Here is a 16,577-nt window from a genome sequence, read left to right as displayed (position 1 = left end):
GTCACCGGGTCGCGTCGCGCAGCCGACCCGCTGCCCGTCGGGCTCGCCGGAGCAGGTCCCGTTCGTCGACGGTGGTCAGACGGCCGCCCTCGACGACCGGTCGACCGCCGACGAGCAGCAGCTCCACCGGCGGCGGCGCGCCGAGGACGAGGGCGGCGACCGGATCGGCGATGTCGGCATGGCCGAGCCCGTCGAGACGCCAGAGCGCGACGTCGGCCAGCTTGCCGACCTCCAGTGAGCCGATCTCGTCGGAGCGGCCGAGGCAGCGGGCGCCGCCACGGGTGGCGAGGGTGAGCGCCTCGCGCGCGGTCAGGGCGGTCGGCCCACCCCGCAGACGGGCCACCAGCAGCGCCTGGCGTACCTCCGCGACCAGCTGTCCGGCCTCCTGGGAGGCGGCGCCGTCGACGCCGAGGCCGACGGACGCGCCGGCGTCGAGCAGGTCCCGCACGGGAGCGATGCCCGCGCCGAGCCGGGCGTTCGAGCTGGGACAGTGCGCCAACGACGTGCCGGTCGCCGCGATCCGCCCGATGGCGTCGGCGTCCAGGTGCACGCCGTGCGCGAGCCAGACGTCGTCGCCGAGCCAGCCGAGCCGCTCGGCGTACTCGGCGGGCGCGCAGCCGTGCGTGGCCCGGCAGTAGTCCTCCTCGTCCACGGTCTCGGCCAGGTGGGTGTGCAGTCGGACGCCCCGGTCCCGCGCCAACGCGGCGGCGTCCCGCATCAGCCGTTCACTCGCGGAGAACGGGGAGCAGGGGCCGACCGCGACCCGGACCATCGCGTCCGGTGCGGGGTCGGAGAAGCGGTCGATCGCGTCGGCCGTCGCGGCCAGCGCGGCGTCGGTGTCCTCCACGAGGTGGTCCGGGGGCAGACCACCGGCGGACGCTCCGAGGTCCATGGAGCCGCGGACGGGGTGAAAGCGCAGCCCCACCCGGCCCGCCTCGGCCACCTCGGCGGCGAACAGGTCGCCGGCCCCCGCCGGGAACACGTAGTGGTGGTCGGTGGTCGTGGTGCAGCCGGACAGCGCGAGCCAGCCCAGCCCCGCGCCGACGGCCGCCGAGACGTCCTCCTCGCCGATGCGCGCCCACACCGGATACAGCTCGGTGAGCCAGCCGAACAGGTCGGCCTGCTGCGCGAGGCCCCGGGTGACCCACTGGTACAGGTGGTGGTGGGTGTTGACCAGCCCCGGCGTGGCGAGGCAGCCGGTGCCGTCGACGCGCCGGGCGGGCCCCGCCTCGTCCGTGGCGGCCGCCGGACCGGGCCCGACGGCGATGATCCGTCCACCCTCGACGATCAGGTGACCGCGCTCGTACTCGCGGCCCGTGCCGTCGACCGTCGCGACCGCGCAGCCCTCGATGACGATGCGCTCTGGCCGGGGCGAGGTCACACGTCCCACCACGACTCGACCCACCGTGGCGCGTCGTCGCGACGCACGGCGCCCTCGATCAGCCCGTACGGGCGGTCGGGGGCGTGGAAGACCTCGTTGGGGTTGTCGAGCCCGAACGGCGCGAGGTCGACGAGGAAGTGGTGCTTGTTGGGCAGCGACATCCGTACCTCGGTGATCTCCGGCCGGTGTTCCAGTACCCGCTGCCCCATCGCGTGCAGGGTCTGTTGCAGGGAGAGGCTGTGCGTGTCGACGAACGCCTCGACGAGGTGCCGCCGTACCTCATCGAACGAGACCGCCCAGTCGTCGCTCCCGCTCGTCGCGTGTCGCCAGCGGGCGTCCACCGCCGTGGCCAGGATCCGGTCGTGCGCCTCGGGCAACGTCGTGTACGCGTCCCGCACGAAGCCGAAGAACTCCGAGTCGGTCGTGTTCATCAGCACCATCCCGGTCAGTCCGGAGACGACGACGGCGTCCGACCCGTCGACGGTGACCGTCGCCGTCCGCGTCTCCGCCCCCGAGCGGGCGAACGAGTGCGGGCCCAGGCGTCCCCAGGCGTGCTCGTGGATGTCGACGGTCGCCCGGGTGACGGCGGGCTGCGACTCGACGAAGTGCCGTGCCAGGCGCAGCCCGAAGTCCTCGATCGCGCCGACGCCGTGGCGGCGGGCGAAGGCGTACACCGTGTTCTTCTGGCTGTCGGTCGGCAGGACCTTGCTGTTGTCGCCGGTCAGGTGGGTGTCGGCCAGGTCGCCGGCGAGCGCGACGCCGACCGTCAGGTCGGTCAGGTCGTGCCGTTCGCCGTGGCGGACGACGTGGACCAGCCGCACTTCGGCCTTGCCGTACTGGTGGGGGCCGAGAACAACGTCCAACGGGTCAACTCCCTCGATACGTCGAATAGCCGTACGGGCTCAGCAGCAGGGGCACGTGCACGTGCCGCCAGACATCCGTGACCACGAACACCACCGACACCTCCGGGAAGAACGCCCCGAGGCCGAGATAGCCGGCGGTGTCGAAGCAGAGTCGGTACGTTCCTCGGGCCCAGCGCCGCTTGGGCACCCAGTCGCGCAGCCGCCCGTCGGGGTCCGTACGCCCCGTGGCGACGTCGATCCACCGGTCGCCGGCCCAGCGGTACAGGTGCACGGCCACTCCCTGGGCCGGTTCCCCCCGGGCGGTGTCGAGGACGTGCGTGGAGAGGCTCACTCGTCCATCAGCCTCGTCAGTCGCAGCGTCGTGATCCGGGTCAGCTCGGCCCGGACCACCTCCCGCTCCGCCGCCGCGCCGTTGGCGAGCCGGGCGGTGGCGGCGGCGACGATCTCCGCGGACGACCGTCCGTTCGCGAAGATCAGGAAGAGGTGTCCGAAGCGGGCCTCGTAGGCGCGGTTGACCTCGTGCAGGGCGCGTCGGGTCCCCTCGTCGCCGTCCGCGACCCCGGCCTGCTCGCGGCGGGACCAGGTCGCGTCGCGCCCGTCGCCGTCGGCCCGTTGCCCGATCCGGGGATGCGCCGCCAGCGCCTCGGCGATGTCGGGCCAGGGCAGGGCGGCGAGCGTCGCGGATCCCGTGGTGACGAGCGCCGCCGGGGTGGCGAAGGGACGGGCGGCGGCCACGGCCCGCGCCCACGACGGCGACGCGCAGCACGCCGACAGCTCCCGCTCGGCGTCGGCCGCCGGCAACGCGTTGAACCACGTCAGACGCTCGTGCACCGGACCTCCCCTCCACCCTGCGGTGGCGGTAGTCAAGCAGCGGCATCGACCCGGGTGCATTGGGCGAGCGAACCGAACTTGAAACATTGCCGCCCTACGGTCTCTGGAGCTTCCTCCAAGGCAAGGAGTTGTCGATGCGCCTCAACGACCTCCTGGGCCAGGCCGGCCTCAAACTGACGTTGCTCAGCGGCCACAGCCAGGGCGAGCGGGTGATCCAGCAGTTCTTCACCACCGACCTGCTCGACCCGAGCCGTTACCTGTCCGGCGGCGAGGTGGTGCTCACCGGTCTCATGTGGAGGCGCGGTCCGACGGACTCCGAGGTGTTCGCGGCGGCCGTCGCGCGGGCGGGCGTCAGCGCGGTCGGGGCCGGCGCGGCGGCGTTCGGCACCGTCCCGGCCGATGTCGTCGAGGCGTGCGCACGTCACGACGTCCCCGTCTTCGAGGTACCCGTCGAGGTGTCCTTCACCGTCGTCAGCGATGCCATCGGCACTGCCCTGCGGGCCGAGAGAGCCACCGGCCTGGCCGCGACCGTGCATCGGCACCAGGGTCTGATCGCGGCGCTCACCGAGGACGCGCACCTCGCCGACCTGCTGCCGTCGGCCGCCGCCGAGATCCCCTGCTGGGTCCTGTCGCCCACCGGCCGGCTCGTCGCGGGCACCGCCCCGATCGACGGCGACCTGTGCGCCCGTCTGGCGCGTACGTTCCTGACCGCCCCTCGGCTGCCCCACGTCCTCGGCGTCGGCCGGGACCGGCGCGTCTCGCTCTTCGGCGCGAGCGCCCACCCGGGCCGGCGGGTCGGCACGTGGTTCCTGGCCTGCGCGGGCGACCTGACCACCTGGCAGCCCGAGCGCCGCCAAGCCGTCGAAGGGCTGGTCACCCTGCTCACCCTCGAACGCGCCCACCTCGACCGGCACCTGCACGTCGAGCGTCGCCTCGCCGCGCTCCTGCTGCGACCGCTGGCCGGCGGAGCCGCGCCCGCCGAGATCGCGGCGCGTCTGGAAGCGTGTCGCCTGGACCCGGACGCCACCTTCCTCGCCCTCACCGCCGGCACCGCGACGGCGACGCCCGGCGACCTGCCGCTCAGTGTCGTCGAGGAGGTCGTGCGGCCGCTGGCGCCCACGTCGGCCATCGCGACCGTCGGCGACGAGGTCCACGCGCTCATCCCCGTCGATTCCCCCAGCGAGGGCAGCCCGGCCGACCTCGTGCAGGGGATCCGCCAGGCGACGCGGGCACTGACACCGGCTCTGGGCGCAGAGCGGTTCGCCATCGGGATCAGCGACGCGGCATCGGGGGTCGACGCGCTGGACACGGCGGTCGAGGAGGCCCGCCACGCCTACCGGTACGCCGTCACCGGGCAGGAGCGGGTGGCGGTGGTGTCCAGCGGAGACCTGTCCTCGCACGCGCTGCTGCTGGCCGGCGTCCCGACCGAGGCCCGACGGGCGTTCCACCGCCGGCTGTTGCGCCCCCTCGCCGAATACGACCGCGCGCACGACGCACGACTCGTGCACACCCTCGACATGTTCCTGCGCTGCGACGGCTCGTGGACCCGCACGGCGAAGGAACTGCACGTGCACGTCAACACCCTGCGCTACCGCATCCAGCGCATCGAGCAGCTCACCGGCCGCAAGCTGCACCGCTTCGACGACCGCGTCGACCTGTACCTCGCGCTGCAACTGCAACGCCACTAGGGCCCGCTGTGCGAACGCCCAACTCACGGCGCTGAGCGCACGACCGCGTTCGTGTCGTGCGCCAATGGGCTGCGGCCTCCCGCACTGCTGAGATGGCTGTCAGGTGAGCCGACCGGGTTCGCGGGACGGGGTGTGCGGGGTGGATCTGAACTCGGTACGGACCGTGGTGCCGGCGGCGGCGGCCGGTCGCTGGCAACCGGGCGACGCCTGGCTCGCCGGTGGCACGTACCTGTTCTCCGAACCCCAGCGGCACCTCCGCCGGCTCCGCGACCTGACCGGCGAGGACTGGCCGCCGGTGACCGCCACACCGCGCGGCCTGGACATCGCCGCGACGTGCACGATCGCGGAGCTGGCCCGGTCCACGGCGGTGCGGCCCACGGCACTGCGGGAGCTGGTCCGGCGCTGCTGCGAGGCGTTCCTCGCCTCGTTCAAGATCTGGAACACGGCGACCGTCGGCGGGAACCTGTGCACCGCGCTGCCGGCCGGCCCGATGATCTCGCTGGGCGCGGCCCTGGACGGCACCTGCCTGCTGCTGACCGCCGAGGGCGGCCGGCGTGAGCTGGCGGTCGCCGACTTCGTGACGGGCGAGGGCACGACCGCCCTCGTACCCGGGGAGTTCCTGCGGTCGATGACCCTGCCCGCCGCCACCCTGCGCGGCCCGACCGCGTTCCGCCGGGGATCCCTGTTCGTCGGCGGCCGGTCCGCCGCGCTGCTGGTCGGCCGCACCGACCAGGACGGGTCGTTCGTGCTCACCGTGACCGCGTCCACGGTACGGCCGGTGCAGCTCCGGTTCGACGCCCTGCCCACGGCCGGGACCCTGCGGCAGGCCGTCACCGACGGCATCCCCGCCGAGCGGTACGTCGACGACGTACACGGTCTACCACGGTGGCGACGCCACCTCACCGTGCTGTTCGCCGAGCAGATCCGCGCCGAACTCGCCGAAAGGAGCACGCGGTGACCACCGGAGGAATCGTGGTCGACGGGACGGCGTGCGCCCAGGCCCCCCGGCCCGGCCAGTGCCTGCGCACCTACCTGCGCGAACGCGGTCGCTTCGGGGTCAAGAAGGGCTGCGACACGGGCGACTGCGGCGCCTGCACGGTGCACGTCGACGGCCAACCCGTGCACAGCTGCGTCTACCCGGCGGTCCGGGCCCGAGGTCGTCAGGTCACCACCATCGGCGGCCTGGCCACGCCCGACGGCCTGCACCCCGTGCAGCAGCGCTTCCTGGACGCGCAGGGCTTCCAGTGCGGTTTCTGCACGGCCGGGTTCATCATGACGGCCGCCGCGCTCGACGAGCGCCAACTCGACGCGCTCCCGCAGGCGTTGAAGGGCAACCTGTGCCGCTGCACCGGCTACCGGGCGATCGAGGACGCCGTTCGCGGTGACCGCCACGTCCACGAGCCGGCCTCGGGCGCGGCGGTCGGGGCGAACGTGCCGGCGCCGGCCGGCCGGGAGGTGGTCACCGGCGCGGCACGGTACACGTTCGACGTCGACGTACCCGGGCTGCTGCACCTGAAGGTGCTGCGCTCGCCCCACCCACACGCGCGGATCCTGGCCGTCGACACCAGCGCGGCGCTCGCCCTGCCGGGCGTGCACGCGGTGCTCACCCACGCGGACGCCCCCGACCGTCGCTACTCGACCGCGCAGCACGAGCATCCGAGCGACGACCCGGCCGACACCCGGCTCCTGGACGACGTGGTGCGCCACGTGGGCCAACGGGTCGCCGCCGTCGTCGCGGACACCGAGGCCGCCGCCGAGGAGGGCTGCCGACGCGTCGTCGTGCGCTACGAGGTGCTACCGGCGGTCGTCGACCCGGAGGAGGCCATGGCACCGGGCGCGCCGGTCCTGCACGGCGACCGGGGCGCCGAGGCCGGCATCGCCCGACCGGCCGACAACGTGGTCGGCGAGATCCACGCCGAGGTCGGCGACGTGGACGCCGGGCTCGCGGCCGCCGACCTCGTTTATCGGCAGACGTTCCGCACCCAACGCGTGCAGCACGCCAGCCTGGAGACGCACGGGGCCGTGGCCTGGGTCGACGCCGACGGACGGGTGACCGTACGCTCCAGCACCCAGACGCCGTTCCTCACCCGCCGCGCGCTGTGCCGGCTGTTCGACCTGCCGCTGGACCGGGTGCGGGTGCTCACCGGCCGGGTCGGTGGGGGGTTCGGCGGCAAGCAGGAGATGCTCGTCGAGGACCTCGTCGTCCTCGCCGCGCTGCGGACCGGCCGCCCGGTGAAACTCGAACACACCCGCGCGGAGCAGTTCACCGCCACCACCACCCGGCACCCCTTCACCGTCGAGGTGACCGCCGGCGCCCGTCGGGACGGCACCCTGACCGGCATCCGCCTGCGGGTCGTCTCCAACACCGGCGCGTACGGCAACCACGGGCCCGGTGTGCTGTTCCACGGCTGCCACGAATCCCTGTCGGTGTACCGGTGCCCGAACAAGAGAGTCGACGGGTACGCGGTCTACACCAACACCGTCCCCGCCGGCGCGTTCCGCGGCTACGGCCTCGGGCAGGTCAGCTTCGCCGTCGAGTCGGTCCTCGACGAGTTGGCGCGACGCCTCGACGTCGATCCGGTCGCCCTGCGCGCCCGCAACGTCGTACGCCCCGGTGAACGACTCGTTCCTCCGGCCGGCCACGACGACGACCTGACCGTCGGCAGCTACGGGCTCGACCAGTGTCTGGACGTCGTCGCCGCCGCCGCGCGGGACGCGGGACCGCCCGCGCCGCCCGGTTGGCTCACCGGGCACGGCATGGCCCTGTCGATGATCGCCACCGCGCCACCCGGTGGGCACCACGCGGACGCCCGGGTGACGCTGCTGCCCGACGGGTGTTTCGAGGTCGCCGTCGGCACCGCCGAGTTCGGCAACGGCAGCACCACCGTGCACCAGCAGCTCGCCGCCGAGACGCTGGGCACCACGCCCGACCGGATCGTCATCCGCCAGTCCGACACGGACCTGGTCGGGCACGACACCGGGGCGTTCGGCTCGACCGGCACGATCGTCGCGGGCACTGCCGTCCTGCGCGCCTGTCGGGCGCTGCGCGAGCGCCTGCTCGCGTCCGCGTCCGCGCACACCGGCGTACCGGTCGCGCACTGCCGGCTCGACGCCGACGCCCTGGACTGTGCCGGCGACCGGCTACCCCTGCCGGACCTGTGGGAACTCGTCCAGTCGGCCGGCGAGCAGACGACCGCCGACGGGCACTGCGCGGGCACGCCACGCTCGGTGGCCTTCAACACGCAGTGGTTCCGGGTCGCGGTAGACCCGGACACGGGCGAGATCCGCATCCTGCGCAGCGTCCACGCCGCCGACGCCGGCACGGTCGTGAACCCCATGCAGTGCCGGGGCCAGGTCGAGGGCGGGGTCGCGCAGGCCATCGGGGCCGCCCTGTGCGAGGAGGTACGCGTCGATGCAGGCGGAACCGTCACCACTGCCGCGTTCCGGCAGTACCACCTGCCGACCTTCGCCGACATTCCGCGCACGGAGGTCCACTTCGCCCGGACGCGCGACGCCGTCGGGCCGCTGGGCGCGAAGTCGATGAGTGAGAGCCCGTTTAATCCGGTCGCGGCGGCGCTGGCGAACGCCCTGCGCGACGCTACCGGCATCCGCTTCACCGATCTGCCTCTCACCGCCGACCGGGTCTGGCTCGCTCTGCACGAACATCGCTCAGCACCGAGAATTACCTGATGGTTACGTGAACGGGTACGTTACTCGCCATTCACACAGATGATTGACCATGAGCGCGAAGATCAAGCAATCTCCTTCGAGGGCGCCCGAACGGCGCTTCCACCGATGGTTCGATGAGGAGTATCCCTTGCGTTCCCTTCCTATGCGCGCGGCTCTGGCCACGGCCGCGGCGACACTCGTCGTGCTGGGCACCGCGCCGGCCCCGGCGCAGGCCGCGCCGACCGAGGTGCAGATCCTCGGCTTCAACGACTTCCACGGCCGCCTGGAGGCGCCCACGGCGGGAGTCGGTGGCGCCGCGCAGATGGCCGGCATGATCAAGCAGTTGCGCGCGGCCAACGACAACACGGTGGTCCTGTCCGCCGGTGACAGCATCGGCGCGTCCCCGTTCATCTCGCTCGTGCAGAAGGACGAGCCCACGATCGACTTCCTCAAGATGATCGGGGTCGACGCGTCGAGCATCGGCAACCACGAACTCGACCGCGGATTCGACGACCTCAACGACCGGGTCATCCCGCGCGCCGGCTTCCCGTACCTCGCCGCGAACGTGTACCGGGGCACCGAGGCCGCTCCCGGCCGCCTGGCGGAGTCCACCGTGCTGACGGTCGGCGGCGTCCGCATCGGCGTCGTCGGCGCGGTCACCCTGGAGACTCCCTCGCTGGTGTCACCGGCCGGCATCCCGGGCCTGACCTTCAAGGACCCGACCGCCGAGGCGAACCGCGTCGCGGCGAAGCTGAAGGCCGACGACGACGTGGACGCCGTCGTGCTCCTCGTGCACGAGGGCTCGGAGGCGAGCGGCACGGACGCCGCCGCCTGCGCCGCCGTGGCGGACCCGACCACTGCCTTCGGCAAGATCGTGACCGGTGCCAGCGCCGACATCAACGTCATCATCTCGGGTCACACCCACGTCCCGTACAACTGCTCGTACGACGTGCCGAATCTGGGGCACAAGCGGCCCGTCGTGCAGACCGGCCGGTACGGGGACGCGTTGGACCAGATCAAGCTCACCGTCGCGGACGGTAAGGTGACCGCCGCCGAAGGCGCCGTCCTCCCGATCAAGGGCTACCCGGCGGACCCGGCGGTCGCGCAGTTCGTCGCCGACACCAAGGCCGAGGCCGACGTGCAGGGCAAGGTGAAGATCGGCGAGATCACCGCCGACATCAAGCGCGCCGTCACCGCCGAGGGCGTCGAGGACCGTGGCAGCGAGTCGACCCTCGGCAACTTCATCGCGGACGTCCAGTTGGAGGGCACCCGCGCGGCCAACCGGGGCGGCGCGCAGATCGCCTTCATGAACCCGGGCGGCCTGCGCGCCGACTTCGTCAAGAGTCCCGACGGCACGGTCACCTTCGCCGACGCCGCCACCGTCCAGCCGTTCGCCAACGATGTGATCACCAAGACCTACACCGGTGCGGAGATCAAGGAGACCCTGGAGCAGCAGTGGCAACCGGCGGGCGCGTCGCGGCCCTTCCTGCACCTGGGCGTCTCGAAGGGCTTCAGCTACGTCTACGACCCGAACGGTCCGGCCGGCAACCGGGTCATCGCCGACCGCATCTTCCTCAACGGCACGGTCATCGACCCGAAGGGCACCTACCGGGTGACGGTGAACTCGTTCCTGGCCTCCGGCGGCGACAACTTCAAGGCGCTCGCCGGCGGTGTCGACCCGCTCGCGACCGGCGACAACGACCTCACCGTGCTCGTCGACTACTTCCGGGCGAAGTCCCCGGTCACCGCCGACACGGTGGAGCGCGCGTACACCGTGGACCAGCCGGGCGCCCCGGTCGGCGGCGGCCCCAGCGGTGAGCCCACCGGCAGCCCCACTGCCAGCCCCAGCGGCGGCACCGGCAACGGCGGCGGGGCCGGCGAACCCGGTCTGCCGATCACCGGCGTCAAGGCCCTGACGATCGCCGGCGCCGGCATCATCCTGCTGCTGGCCGGCGCCGTCGCGCTCGTCGCGGCCCGGCGGCGGCGCATCCGCCTGACCGTCGAGTGACACGGAGCTGAGACGGAACGGTCGTCTCCGGAAAGCCCGCGCGGCTTCCGGAGACGACCGTCGGCCTCTCAGACCGCCCGGGTCAACCGCAGCAACCGCCAGACGGTACGCAGTGACACGCTCGGGTAGAAGCCGACGTACTCGGGCGTCACCCGCGGCTGCCACTTCTCCTTGAACTCGGCCTGGCTGCGGGCCGGGTAGATCCAGTCCCCGTGCTCGGCGATGAACCCGATCAGCCGGTCCGTGCCCCGGTGGCTGCCACCGGCCGGCTGGTGCCCGGGCGACAGCTCCCGGAACGGCGTGAGGCCCAGGTGCAGCCACCGCGCGCCCTCGGCCTGGAAACGCTGCGACGCGACCACGAACGCCAGGTCGACCGCCCCGGGTGGCGCGTCGGGCTCACGGCGCGTGATGTCGTAGAGCCATCCGCCCTCGCGGCCGAACGCCGGGGAGTACGACACGTACGCCACCGGCTCACCGTCGGACAACGCGAGGAACAGCCGGCGTACGGGATCGTCCTGGCGGGCACGTTCACCGACCAGGAACTCGATCTGCTTGACGTGCCGGCCCTTGTCCGCGAGCCAACGGGCGTCCAGGGCGTCCAGCCGCGCGGCGAGCGCCGCGTCGTACGGCACGTCCCGGCCAGCCTCGACCACGGTGACCCCGGCCCGCCGGGAGCGCGCCAACTTGTTGCGGACCTTCTCGAACTTGCGGCCGCGCAGGCTGAAGCTGTCCAGGTCGATCGAGTACGCCGCGCCGAGCTGACTGAGCTGGTAACCGAACTCGGCGTACAGGTCGAGGTCGTCCGGGGTGAGCTGGACGGCGCACAGCCGCCGGCCCTCCTGCTGCGCCCAGCCGTGGAACGCCCCGAGCAGCCGCTTGCGGTCCTCCGGGTCGGCGTAGACGCTGCCCAGCTGCACGGCGTGCCGCCGCCCGGCCGGCCGGTACGCGATGAACCCGTCGAGACCGGTCACGGTGAAGTGCCGCGTCTCCCTGTTCAGCGCCAGCGCGGCGCTGGAGTGCTGCGCGTGCCGGCGCAGGACGGCCAGGGCGGTCATCGGTTCCATGGCGGCGGCCTCCAGCTGTCAGGGAGCGGACGGGTCGTGGCGGGTCGCCGCGCGCCGGCGTGCCCACGCGAGCTGGACAAGGTCCACGGCCTCACGCCCGACGGCCGAGGCGGGTTCGCCGCCGGTCACCCGGTGGGCGACGGCACCCACCAGCCGGGGCAGGGTGAGCAGCCGGTCGGCGTCGAGCCGGTCACCCATCACGTCGTCGAGCCGGCCCACGGCCCGGGGGTTGCGCTGGAGGCCGGCGAGGAACGCGTGCTCCATCGCGGTGACCGTGCCGCCCCGGCCGATGTCCTGGCCGTACCAGTAGTTCGGCAACTCGGCGCGGTCCCGGTCCCGGGCCCACCGGGCCAGCCCGGACGAGAGCGCCGCCGGCCGCTCCCAGTGCGCCGTGAGCACCGCCGCGAGCGCGCGGGCGTTGCGCAGCGCGTCGTTGATCCCGTGTCCCAGGGTGGCGTCCTTGGCGTGCCCGGCGTCGCCCACCAGGGCCCAGCCCGGCCCGAACGGCTGCCGGAAGAAGGACGGGTACCGCACCATGCGGTGGAGGTCCCCCACCGGCTCGCCGGCGGCGGCGAGGTGGCCCACCTCCGGGCTGACCGACTCGACGTGCCGCAGGAACCCGGCCACCTTCCGACCGGCCAGCTCGCCCTGCAGGCGCTCCGGAGGTTGCGCGATGACCACGAAATCCTCGGGACCGGTGGGCAGGATCGAGACGATGTGCACCCCGATGCGGTGCCACAGCAGCGCCGGCGGGATCCGTACGCCGGTGAAGTACCGCCAGAGCAGGGCGCGTTCGCTGCGCGCCGTCAGGTACTGCCGGGCACCCACCCACCGGGCCACCGACGAGTTACGGCCGTCCGCTCCCACCACCAGCCGCGCCGATACGTCCCGGACCGAACCGTCGGCACGCTGCACGGTCACACCAGTGACCGCGCCGTCCGCTCCGCGCCGCAGACCGACGACGGCGGTGCCGGTGGAGGTCTTGGCGCCGGCGGCGACCGCCCGGTCCAGCAGGACCTGGTCGAGGACGTCCCGAGGCGGACACAGCCCCGGGTCGTCCGGGTGGCGGAAGTGCAACTTCACGTCGTCCAACCGGACAAAGACGTCGTGCAGCGGTGGCACACCGAGCCCGACGACGGTGTCGTACACGCCCTCGATCCGCAGGTCCTCGGTGCCGTGCAGGATGTGCGTGGACAGGGTCGGCGCGGGCAGGTCGCCGCGGTCGAACAGGGCCACCGACAGACCGGCCGCCGCGAGCCGGGCCGCCAGCGCCGAACCGGCCACCCGGGCTCCCACGATCACGACGTCGACCTGCTGCTCCACCGCCGGGTTCCCGCCCGCGACCGAGCCGCCCGTCGCCGCCACCGGCAACTCGCTGGCCGGAGTCGGGTCGGTCGGCGGGACCGGAGCCACGCGGGCGGGTGGGGTTGGCGCGCGACGGGCGGGGGCGATCTTGTCAACCGCGTCCAATCCGCGCAGGTAGCCGGCCAGCAGCAGATTGCCGATCCGACCCGTCGGCATCAGGCCCGCGGTGCCGCGCAGCCAGGGCAGCTCCGGCAGCGGCGCGGTCGGGTCGGCCGCCGTCGGATCCGAGCGGTCGGCCAGCCGGGGGGCGAGCAGCTCGGCCGTCAGCGCGGAGAGGGCCAGGCCGTGTCCACACCACGCCCCCGCGAACCACACACCCGGCCGGCCCGGAACCGGACCGACGATCGGCAGCCGGTCGAACGTGGACGCCGTGACGCCGGACCAGAAGTCGGTCACCGGCACGTCCGCCAGCGCCGGAAAGGTCGCGGCGAGTTCGCGGACCAGCCGGTCCCGAACGGCGGCGACAGCGCGCTCGTCGACGCGCGGCTCCAGCAGGGCGGGTCCACCGCCGAACAGCAGCCGGCCGCGAGCGGTCATCCGCAGGTAGTTGAAGAACGACCGGCTGTCGATGGCCGCGCCGCGGCCGTCCCAACCGGTCCGCGCCAGCAAATCGGCGGGTACGGGGCCGGTGCGCAGGACATGGGTACGGATCACCGCGACGTTCCGGGTGAATAGTCCCAGCCCGGTGGTGAAGCCGTCCGTGGTCAGGGCCACCCGTCTGGCGCGTACCCGATGTCCCCCGGCCGTCACCGTGACCGGGTCGCCGCCGGTGATCGCGGTGACCGGCGTGTTCTCGGCGATCCGCACCCCGGCGGTGAGCAGCGCCCCCCGGAGTGCCTGGACCAGCAGCCACGGGTTGACCAGCGCCACGTCGGGGTAGCACAACGCGCCGTGGTAGCGGCCGCTGCCCAGGCGCTCGGTGGTGCCGTCGCGGTCCAGGTACGAGGCGTCGAAGCCGAGGTCGCGCAGGGTCTGTGCCTGACGGCGGAGCGATCCGGCGTGTGCGGGCGCGGACGCGGCCACGAGTTGGAAACCGTCCGTCAGCTCACAGCCGTCGGGCAGGGTCTCGGCCAACCGCCGCAGCGCGGCGATCCCGTCGAGCGTGGCCGCGAACATGGTCCGGGCCCGGTCCCGTCCGTACCGTCTGACCAGTGTCGTGATCGGGCCGCCGACCCCGGGGCCGACGATGCCGGTGCTGTGTCCGCTGGCGCCGGAGCCGACCTCGGTGGCCTCCAGGACCAGGATGTCGCGGGCGGGCAGGTGGTTCGTCAACTGGTACGCCAGCGCGAGCCCGGCCAGCCCACCTCCGACGATGACGACGGACGCCTCCTCGTCGCCGGCGAGGGCGGGCAGTCGCGCGGCCGGTGGGTCGTCGCGTTGCCAACCGCTCGCCGCGGAGTCCGGCCGGCTCATCAGGCCACCGAGGTGGGTCTCGACGTGGCCGTCGGGACCGGTGCGTCGGCTCGCCCGGCAGGGGCCGACGACGGACGGCCGGTCACCTCGCGCAGCAGCGCGTCGAAGGCGGGCAGACGCTTCGGCTCGAACGGCACGCCGAAGGGCTTGAGCTGGTTGCCGAAGAGCGAGCGGTCACCGAAGAGGTGGATCGGAATCGCCAGCAGCGCCCATTCCGGCCCGATCAGCCAGGCCCAGAGCGCCACCACCAGTCCGGCGCTGAGCAGGCTGTGCATGCTGTTGTAGAGGACGTAGTACGCCTTCGGAATCCGCCCGTCCGGGCTGCGATGGTAGGCGATCGCCCCGGGGATGTAGCCGATCAGGTCGATGTAGAGGAACAGCCCGATCGCCGGCAGCCACCGGATCTCGTCCCAGTGCGCGATGAACAGGCCACTCGCCAGCGCGAGCCCGGCGAACCACTCAGCGCGATGCAGCCGGGCGGTGGTCGGCGTGTCGAACGTGTTCAGCTGGTCCATCGTCAGGCCTTCCCGCTGACGCCGGCCGACGCGGTCGCCAGGACGCCGTCCGGGATGGTCACCGCCGGGAAGAGTCCCCGGAGGACGTGGTGGATCGTCTCGGTGAGGACCCGCTCCGCGACCGGGTCGATGATGCTGGCGAGACTGGGCACACCGAAGTCGAAGCTCGCCACGAACGTCATCGCCACCCCGTCCGGGTCCTGGCGCAGCGTCCAGGCGCCGGAGAACTCGTCGAAGTCGCCGTCGATCTGGTCGAACTCGATCGTGAGACGATCGCGGTCCAGGTCGTCGGCCTCGGTCCAGGCCAGGATCCCGTTGCGGAACAGGACCTCCCACGAGCTGACGACCCGTCGTGCGTCGGCCGGCGACTGTACGGTCACCGCCTGGACCACGTCGACCAGGTGCGGGTAGCGCTCGAAGTCGACCAGCTGGTCGAACACCGCGCCGCCGTCCCCACCGGGAAGGAATGCCTGAATCTCGACCCGTCGCATGTCAGTGGACCCCCAGCCGGTCTGCTGTCGGATAGCGGTGGCCGAGCGTGCGCAGCGCGCCGTCGAACGCGTCGACCAGGAGGGCGACCTCGTCGCCGGAGAGCACCGCGGGTGGAGTGAGGCGCAGCACGGCGCTGGCGTTCAGCGAGTGGTTCACGATCACCCGGGCGTTGAGGAGTTCGAGGATCGCCTCGCCGGCCAGCCCCGGACCGGCGAACTCCACGCCGATCAGCAGCCCGACCCCGCGTACCTCACGAACCAGGTGCGGGTAGCCGGCGGCCACCGCCCGCAGGCGGGCCAGCAACTCGTCGCCGAGCGTCGCCGCGCGCTCGATCAGCCCGTCCTCGGTGGCGGCCGTGATCGCCGCGCGGGTGGCGGCCATCGCGATCGGCGCGCCGGAGAACGTGGACGTGTGTAGGAACGGGTCCTTGTCGAAGGCCTGGAACGCCTCGGCGGTGGCGACCACGGCGGAGACCGGCACGATGCCGCCGGACAGGCTCTTGCCGGCCAGCAGAACGTCCGGTGTCACGCCCTCGCGGAGGGCGCCCCACCAGTGACCGAGGCGGCCGACTCCGGTGAGGATCTCGTCGAGCACCAGGAACGCGCCGTGCTCCCGGCACAGTCGGGACACCTCGCGCAGGTAGCCGGGCGGTGGGATGACCACCCCACCCTCGCCCTGCACCGGTTCCATGATCACGCAGGCCGGCGGCCCGGCGGCCAGCACGGCGCCCAGCGCCTCGATGTCTCCGTACGCGACGTGCGTGGTGTCCGGCAACAGTGGGCGGAACGGGCGCTGGTAGAGGTCCTGCCCGGTGACGGAGAGCGCGCCCATGGTCTTGCCGTGGTAGCCGTTGACGGTCGAGACGAGCCTGCGCCGGCCCTGGACACGGGCCATCTTGATGGCCGCCTCCACGGCCTCCGCGCCGGAGCCCGCGAAGTGCACCCGGGTCAGCCCGGGCGGCGCCACCGCGACGAGCGCGGCCGCGGCGTCGGCCACCGACGGCTCCAGCATCAGTCGGGTGGCTATCGGATGGCTCTGGATCTGCGCGACGACCGCGGCGACCACGGCCGGGTGCCGGGCGCCGTGCAGGAACACGCCGTAGCCGCCCACGTTGAGGAAACGGTCGCCGTCCGAGGTGTACACCCACGCGCCCTCGGAACCGACCTCGACGTGCCCGCCGAACATGTCGCCGAGCTTGGCGCGACCCCGGGACAGGAACCGACGGTAGTTGTTCCGGACCTGCTCCCGTACCTGGTGATCGGTCTCTACGCTGCTGGCTGTCACCACT

At 73.0% G+C, this 16,577-nt stretch carries 13 protein-coding genes; 4 read left to right on the top strand and 9 right to left on the bottom strand.

The genetic code is table 11. The annotated features are described in order from the left end of the window. Nucleotide 1 precedes the first annotated feature (1 nt). Genes ABZ272_RS01760 through uraD form a run of 4 tightly spaced genes read right to left on the bottom strand, consistent with a single transcriptional unit; the run spans nucleotide 2 to nucleotide 3,075 of the window. Nucleotides 2-1,393: an 8-oxoguanine deaminase gene (locus tag ABZ272_RS01760; RefSeq protein ID WP_355047965.1), complete on the bottom strand. Its 1,392-nt coding sequence runs from the start codon at nucleotides 1,391-1,393 to the stop codon at nucleotides 2-4. After that, a complete protein-coding gene (gene pucL / locus ABZ272_RS01755) occupies nucleotides 1,378-2,244 on the bottom strand; it encodes a factor-independent urate hydroxylase (protein WP_355047964.1) in 867 nt (288 codons plus the stop codon). Before pucL ends, ABZ272_RS01760 begins: the two co-directional genes overlap by 16 nt. A 4-nt stretch (nucleotides 2,245-2,248) precedes the next feature. After that, complete coding sequence (gene uraH, locus ABZ272_RS01750; RefSeq protein WP_355047963.1) at nucleotides 2,249-2,575, bottom strand: hydroxyisourate hydrolase; 327 nt, start codon at nucleotides 2,573-2,575, stop codon at nucleotides 2,249-2,251. After that, nucleotides 2,572-3,075 carry a 2-oxo-4-hydroxy-4-carboxy-5-ureidoimidazoline decarboxylase gene (gene uraD, locus ABZ272_RS01745; protein ID WP_355047962.1) on the bottom strand — a complete coding sequence of 168 codons (504 nt, stop codon included), beginning with the start codon at nucleotides 3,073-3,075 and terminating at the stop codon, nucleotides 2,572-2,574. The genes uraH and uraD overlap by 4 nt, the downstream gene beginning before the upstream one ends. A gap of 134 nt (nucleotides 3,076-3,209) precedes the next feature. Here uraD and ABZ272_RS01740 point away from each other — a divergent pair, with 134 nt between their 5' ends. The 4 genes from ABZ272_RS01740 to ABZ272_RS01725 all read left to right on the top strand — a co-directional run bounded on the left by ABZ272_RS01740 (nucleotide 3,210) and on the right by ABZ272_RS01725 (nucleotide 10,440). Continuing rightward, the gene (locus ABZ272_RS01740) at nucleotides 3,210-4,763 is read left to right on the top strand and encodes a helix-turn-helix domain-containing protein (RefSeq protein WP_355047961.1); all 1,554 of its coding nucleotides are present in this window, start codon (nucleotides 3,210-3,212) and stop codon (nucleotides 4,761-4,763) included. Between the two features lie 139 nt (nucleotides 4,764-4,902). Beyond that, nucleotides 4,903-5,721 (top strand): FAD binding domain-containing protein, encoded by an 819-nt coding sequence (locus ABZ272_RS01735; RefSeq protein WP_355047960.1) that lies wholly within the window; start codon nucleotides 4,903-4,905, stop codon nucleotides 5,719-5,721. Further along, the gene (locus ABZ272_RS01730; RefSeq protein WP_355047959.1) at nucleotides 5,718-8,453 is read left to right on the top strand and encodes a molybdopterin cofactor-binding domain-containing protein; all 2,736 of its coding nucleotides are present in this window, start codon (nucleotides 5,718-5,720) and stop codon (nucleotides 8,451-8,453) included. The genes ABZ272_RS01735 and ABZ272_RS01730 overlap by 4 nt, the downstream gene beginning before the upstream one ends. A 127-nt stretch (nucleotides 8,454-8,580) precedes the next feature. After that, nucleotides 8,581-10,440 (top strand): bifunctional UDP-sugar hydrolase/5'-nucleotidase, encoded by a 1,860-nt coding sequence (locus tag ABZ272_RS01725; RefSeq protein WP_355047958.1) that lies wholly within the window; start codon nucleotides 8,581-8,583, stop codon nucleotides 10,438-10,440. Nucleotides 10,441-10,508: 68 nt separating this feature from the next. On the opposite strand, the gene ABZ272_RS01720 is transcribed toward ABZ272_RS01725, so the two are convergent. The 5 genes from ABZ272_RS01720 to ABZ272_RS01700 are packed head-to-tail and all read right to left on the bottom strand — an operon-like array spanning nucleotide 10,509 to nucleotide 16,573. Continuing rightward, entirely contained in the window at nucleotides 10,509-11,504 is a 996-nt protein-coding gene (locus ABZ272_RS01720; protein ID WP_355047957.1) for a DUF2156 domain-containing protein, read from the bottom strand. Nucleotides 11,505-11,522: 18 nt separating this feature from the next. Continuing rightward, nucleotides 11,523-14,282, bottom strand: a complete 2,760-nt coding sequence (locus tag ABZ272_RS01715; protein WP_355047956.1) for an FAD-dependent oxidoreductase — start codon at nucleotides 14,280-14,282, stop codon at nucleotides 11,523-11,525. Beyond that, nucleotides 14,282-14,797, bottom strand: coding sequence for a hypothetical protein (locus ABZ272_RS01710; RefSeq protein ID WP_355047955.1), 516 nt, complete (start codon nucleotides 14,795-14,797; stop codon nucleotides 14,282-14,284). Before ABZ272_RS01710 ends, ABZ272_RS01715 begins: the two co-directional genes overlap by 1 nt. Nucleotides 14,798-14,799: 2 nt before the next feature. Next, nucleotides 14,800-15,288, bottom strand: coding sequence for an SRPBCC family protein (locus ABZ272_RS01705; RefSeq protein WP_355047954.1), 489 nt, complete (start codon nucleotides 15,286-15,288; stop codon nucleotides 14,800-14,802). Between the two features lies 1 nt (nucleotide 15,289). Further along, the gene (locus ABZ272_RS01700; protein ID WP_355047953.1) at nucleotides 15,290-16,573 is read right to left on the bottom strand and encodes an aminotransferase class III-fold pyridoxal phosphate-dependent enzyme; all 1,284 of its coding nucleotides are present in this window, start codon (nucleotides 16,571-16,573) and stop codon (nucleotides 15,290-15,292) included. Between the last annotated feature and the right edge of the window lie 4 nt (nucleotides 16,574-16,577).

This window comes from Micromonospora sp. NPDC005979 (assembly GCF_040614415.1).
Lineage (GTDB): Bacteria > Actinomycetota > Actinomycetes > Mycobacteriales > Micromonosporaceae > Micromonospora.
This window is presented reverse-complemented; position numbering and strand designations above follow the sequence as displayed.

Coding starts and splice junctions, on each gene's coding strand:
- ABZ272_RS01710 (WP_355047955.1), bottom strand. CDS start 14,797: ATGGACCAGCTGAACACGTTCGACACGCCGACCACCGCCCGGCTGCAT.
- ABZ272_RS01720 (WP_355047957.1), bottom strand. CDS start 11,504: ATGGAACCGATGACCGCCCTGGCCGTCCTGCGCCGGCACGCGCAGCAC.
- ABZ272_RS01705 (WP_355047954.1), bottom strand. CDS start 15,288: ATGCGACGGGTCGAGATTCAGGCATTCCTTCCCGGTGGGGACGGCGGC.
- ABZ272_RS01740 (WP_355047961.1), top strand. CDS start 3,210: ATGCGCCTCAACGACCTCCTGGGCCAGGCCGGCCTCAAACTGACGTTG.
- ABZ272_RS01715 (WP_355047956.1), bottom strand. CDS start 14,282: ATGAGCCGGCCGGACTCCGCGGCGAGCGGTTGGCAACGCGACGACCCA.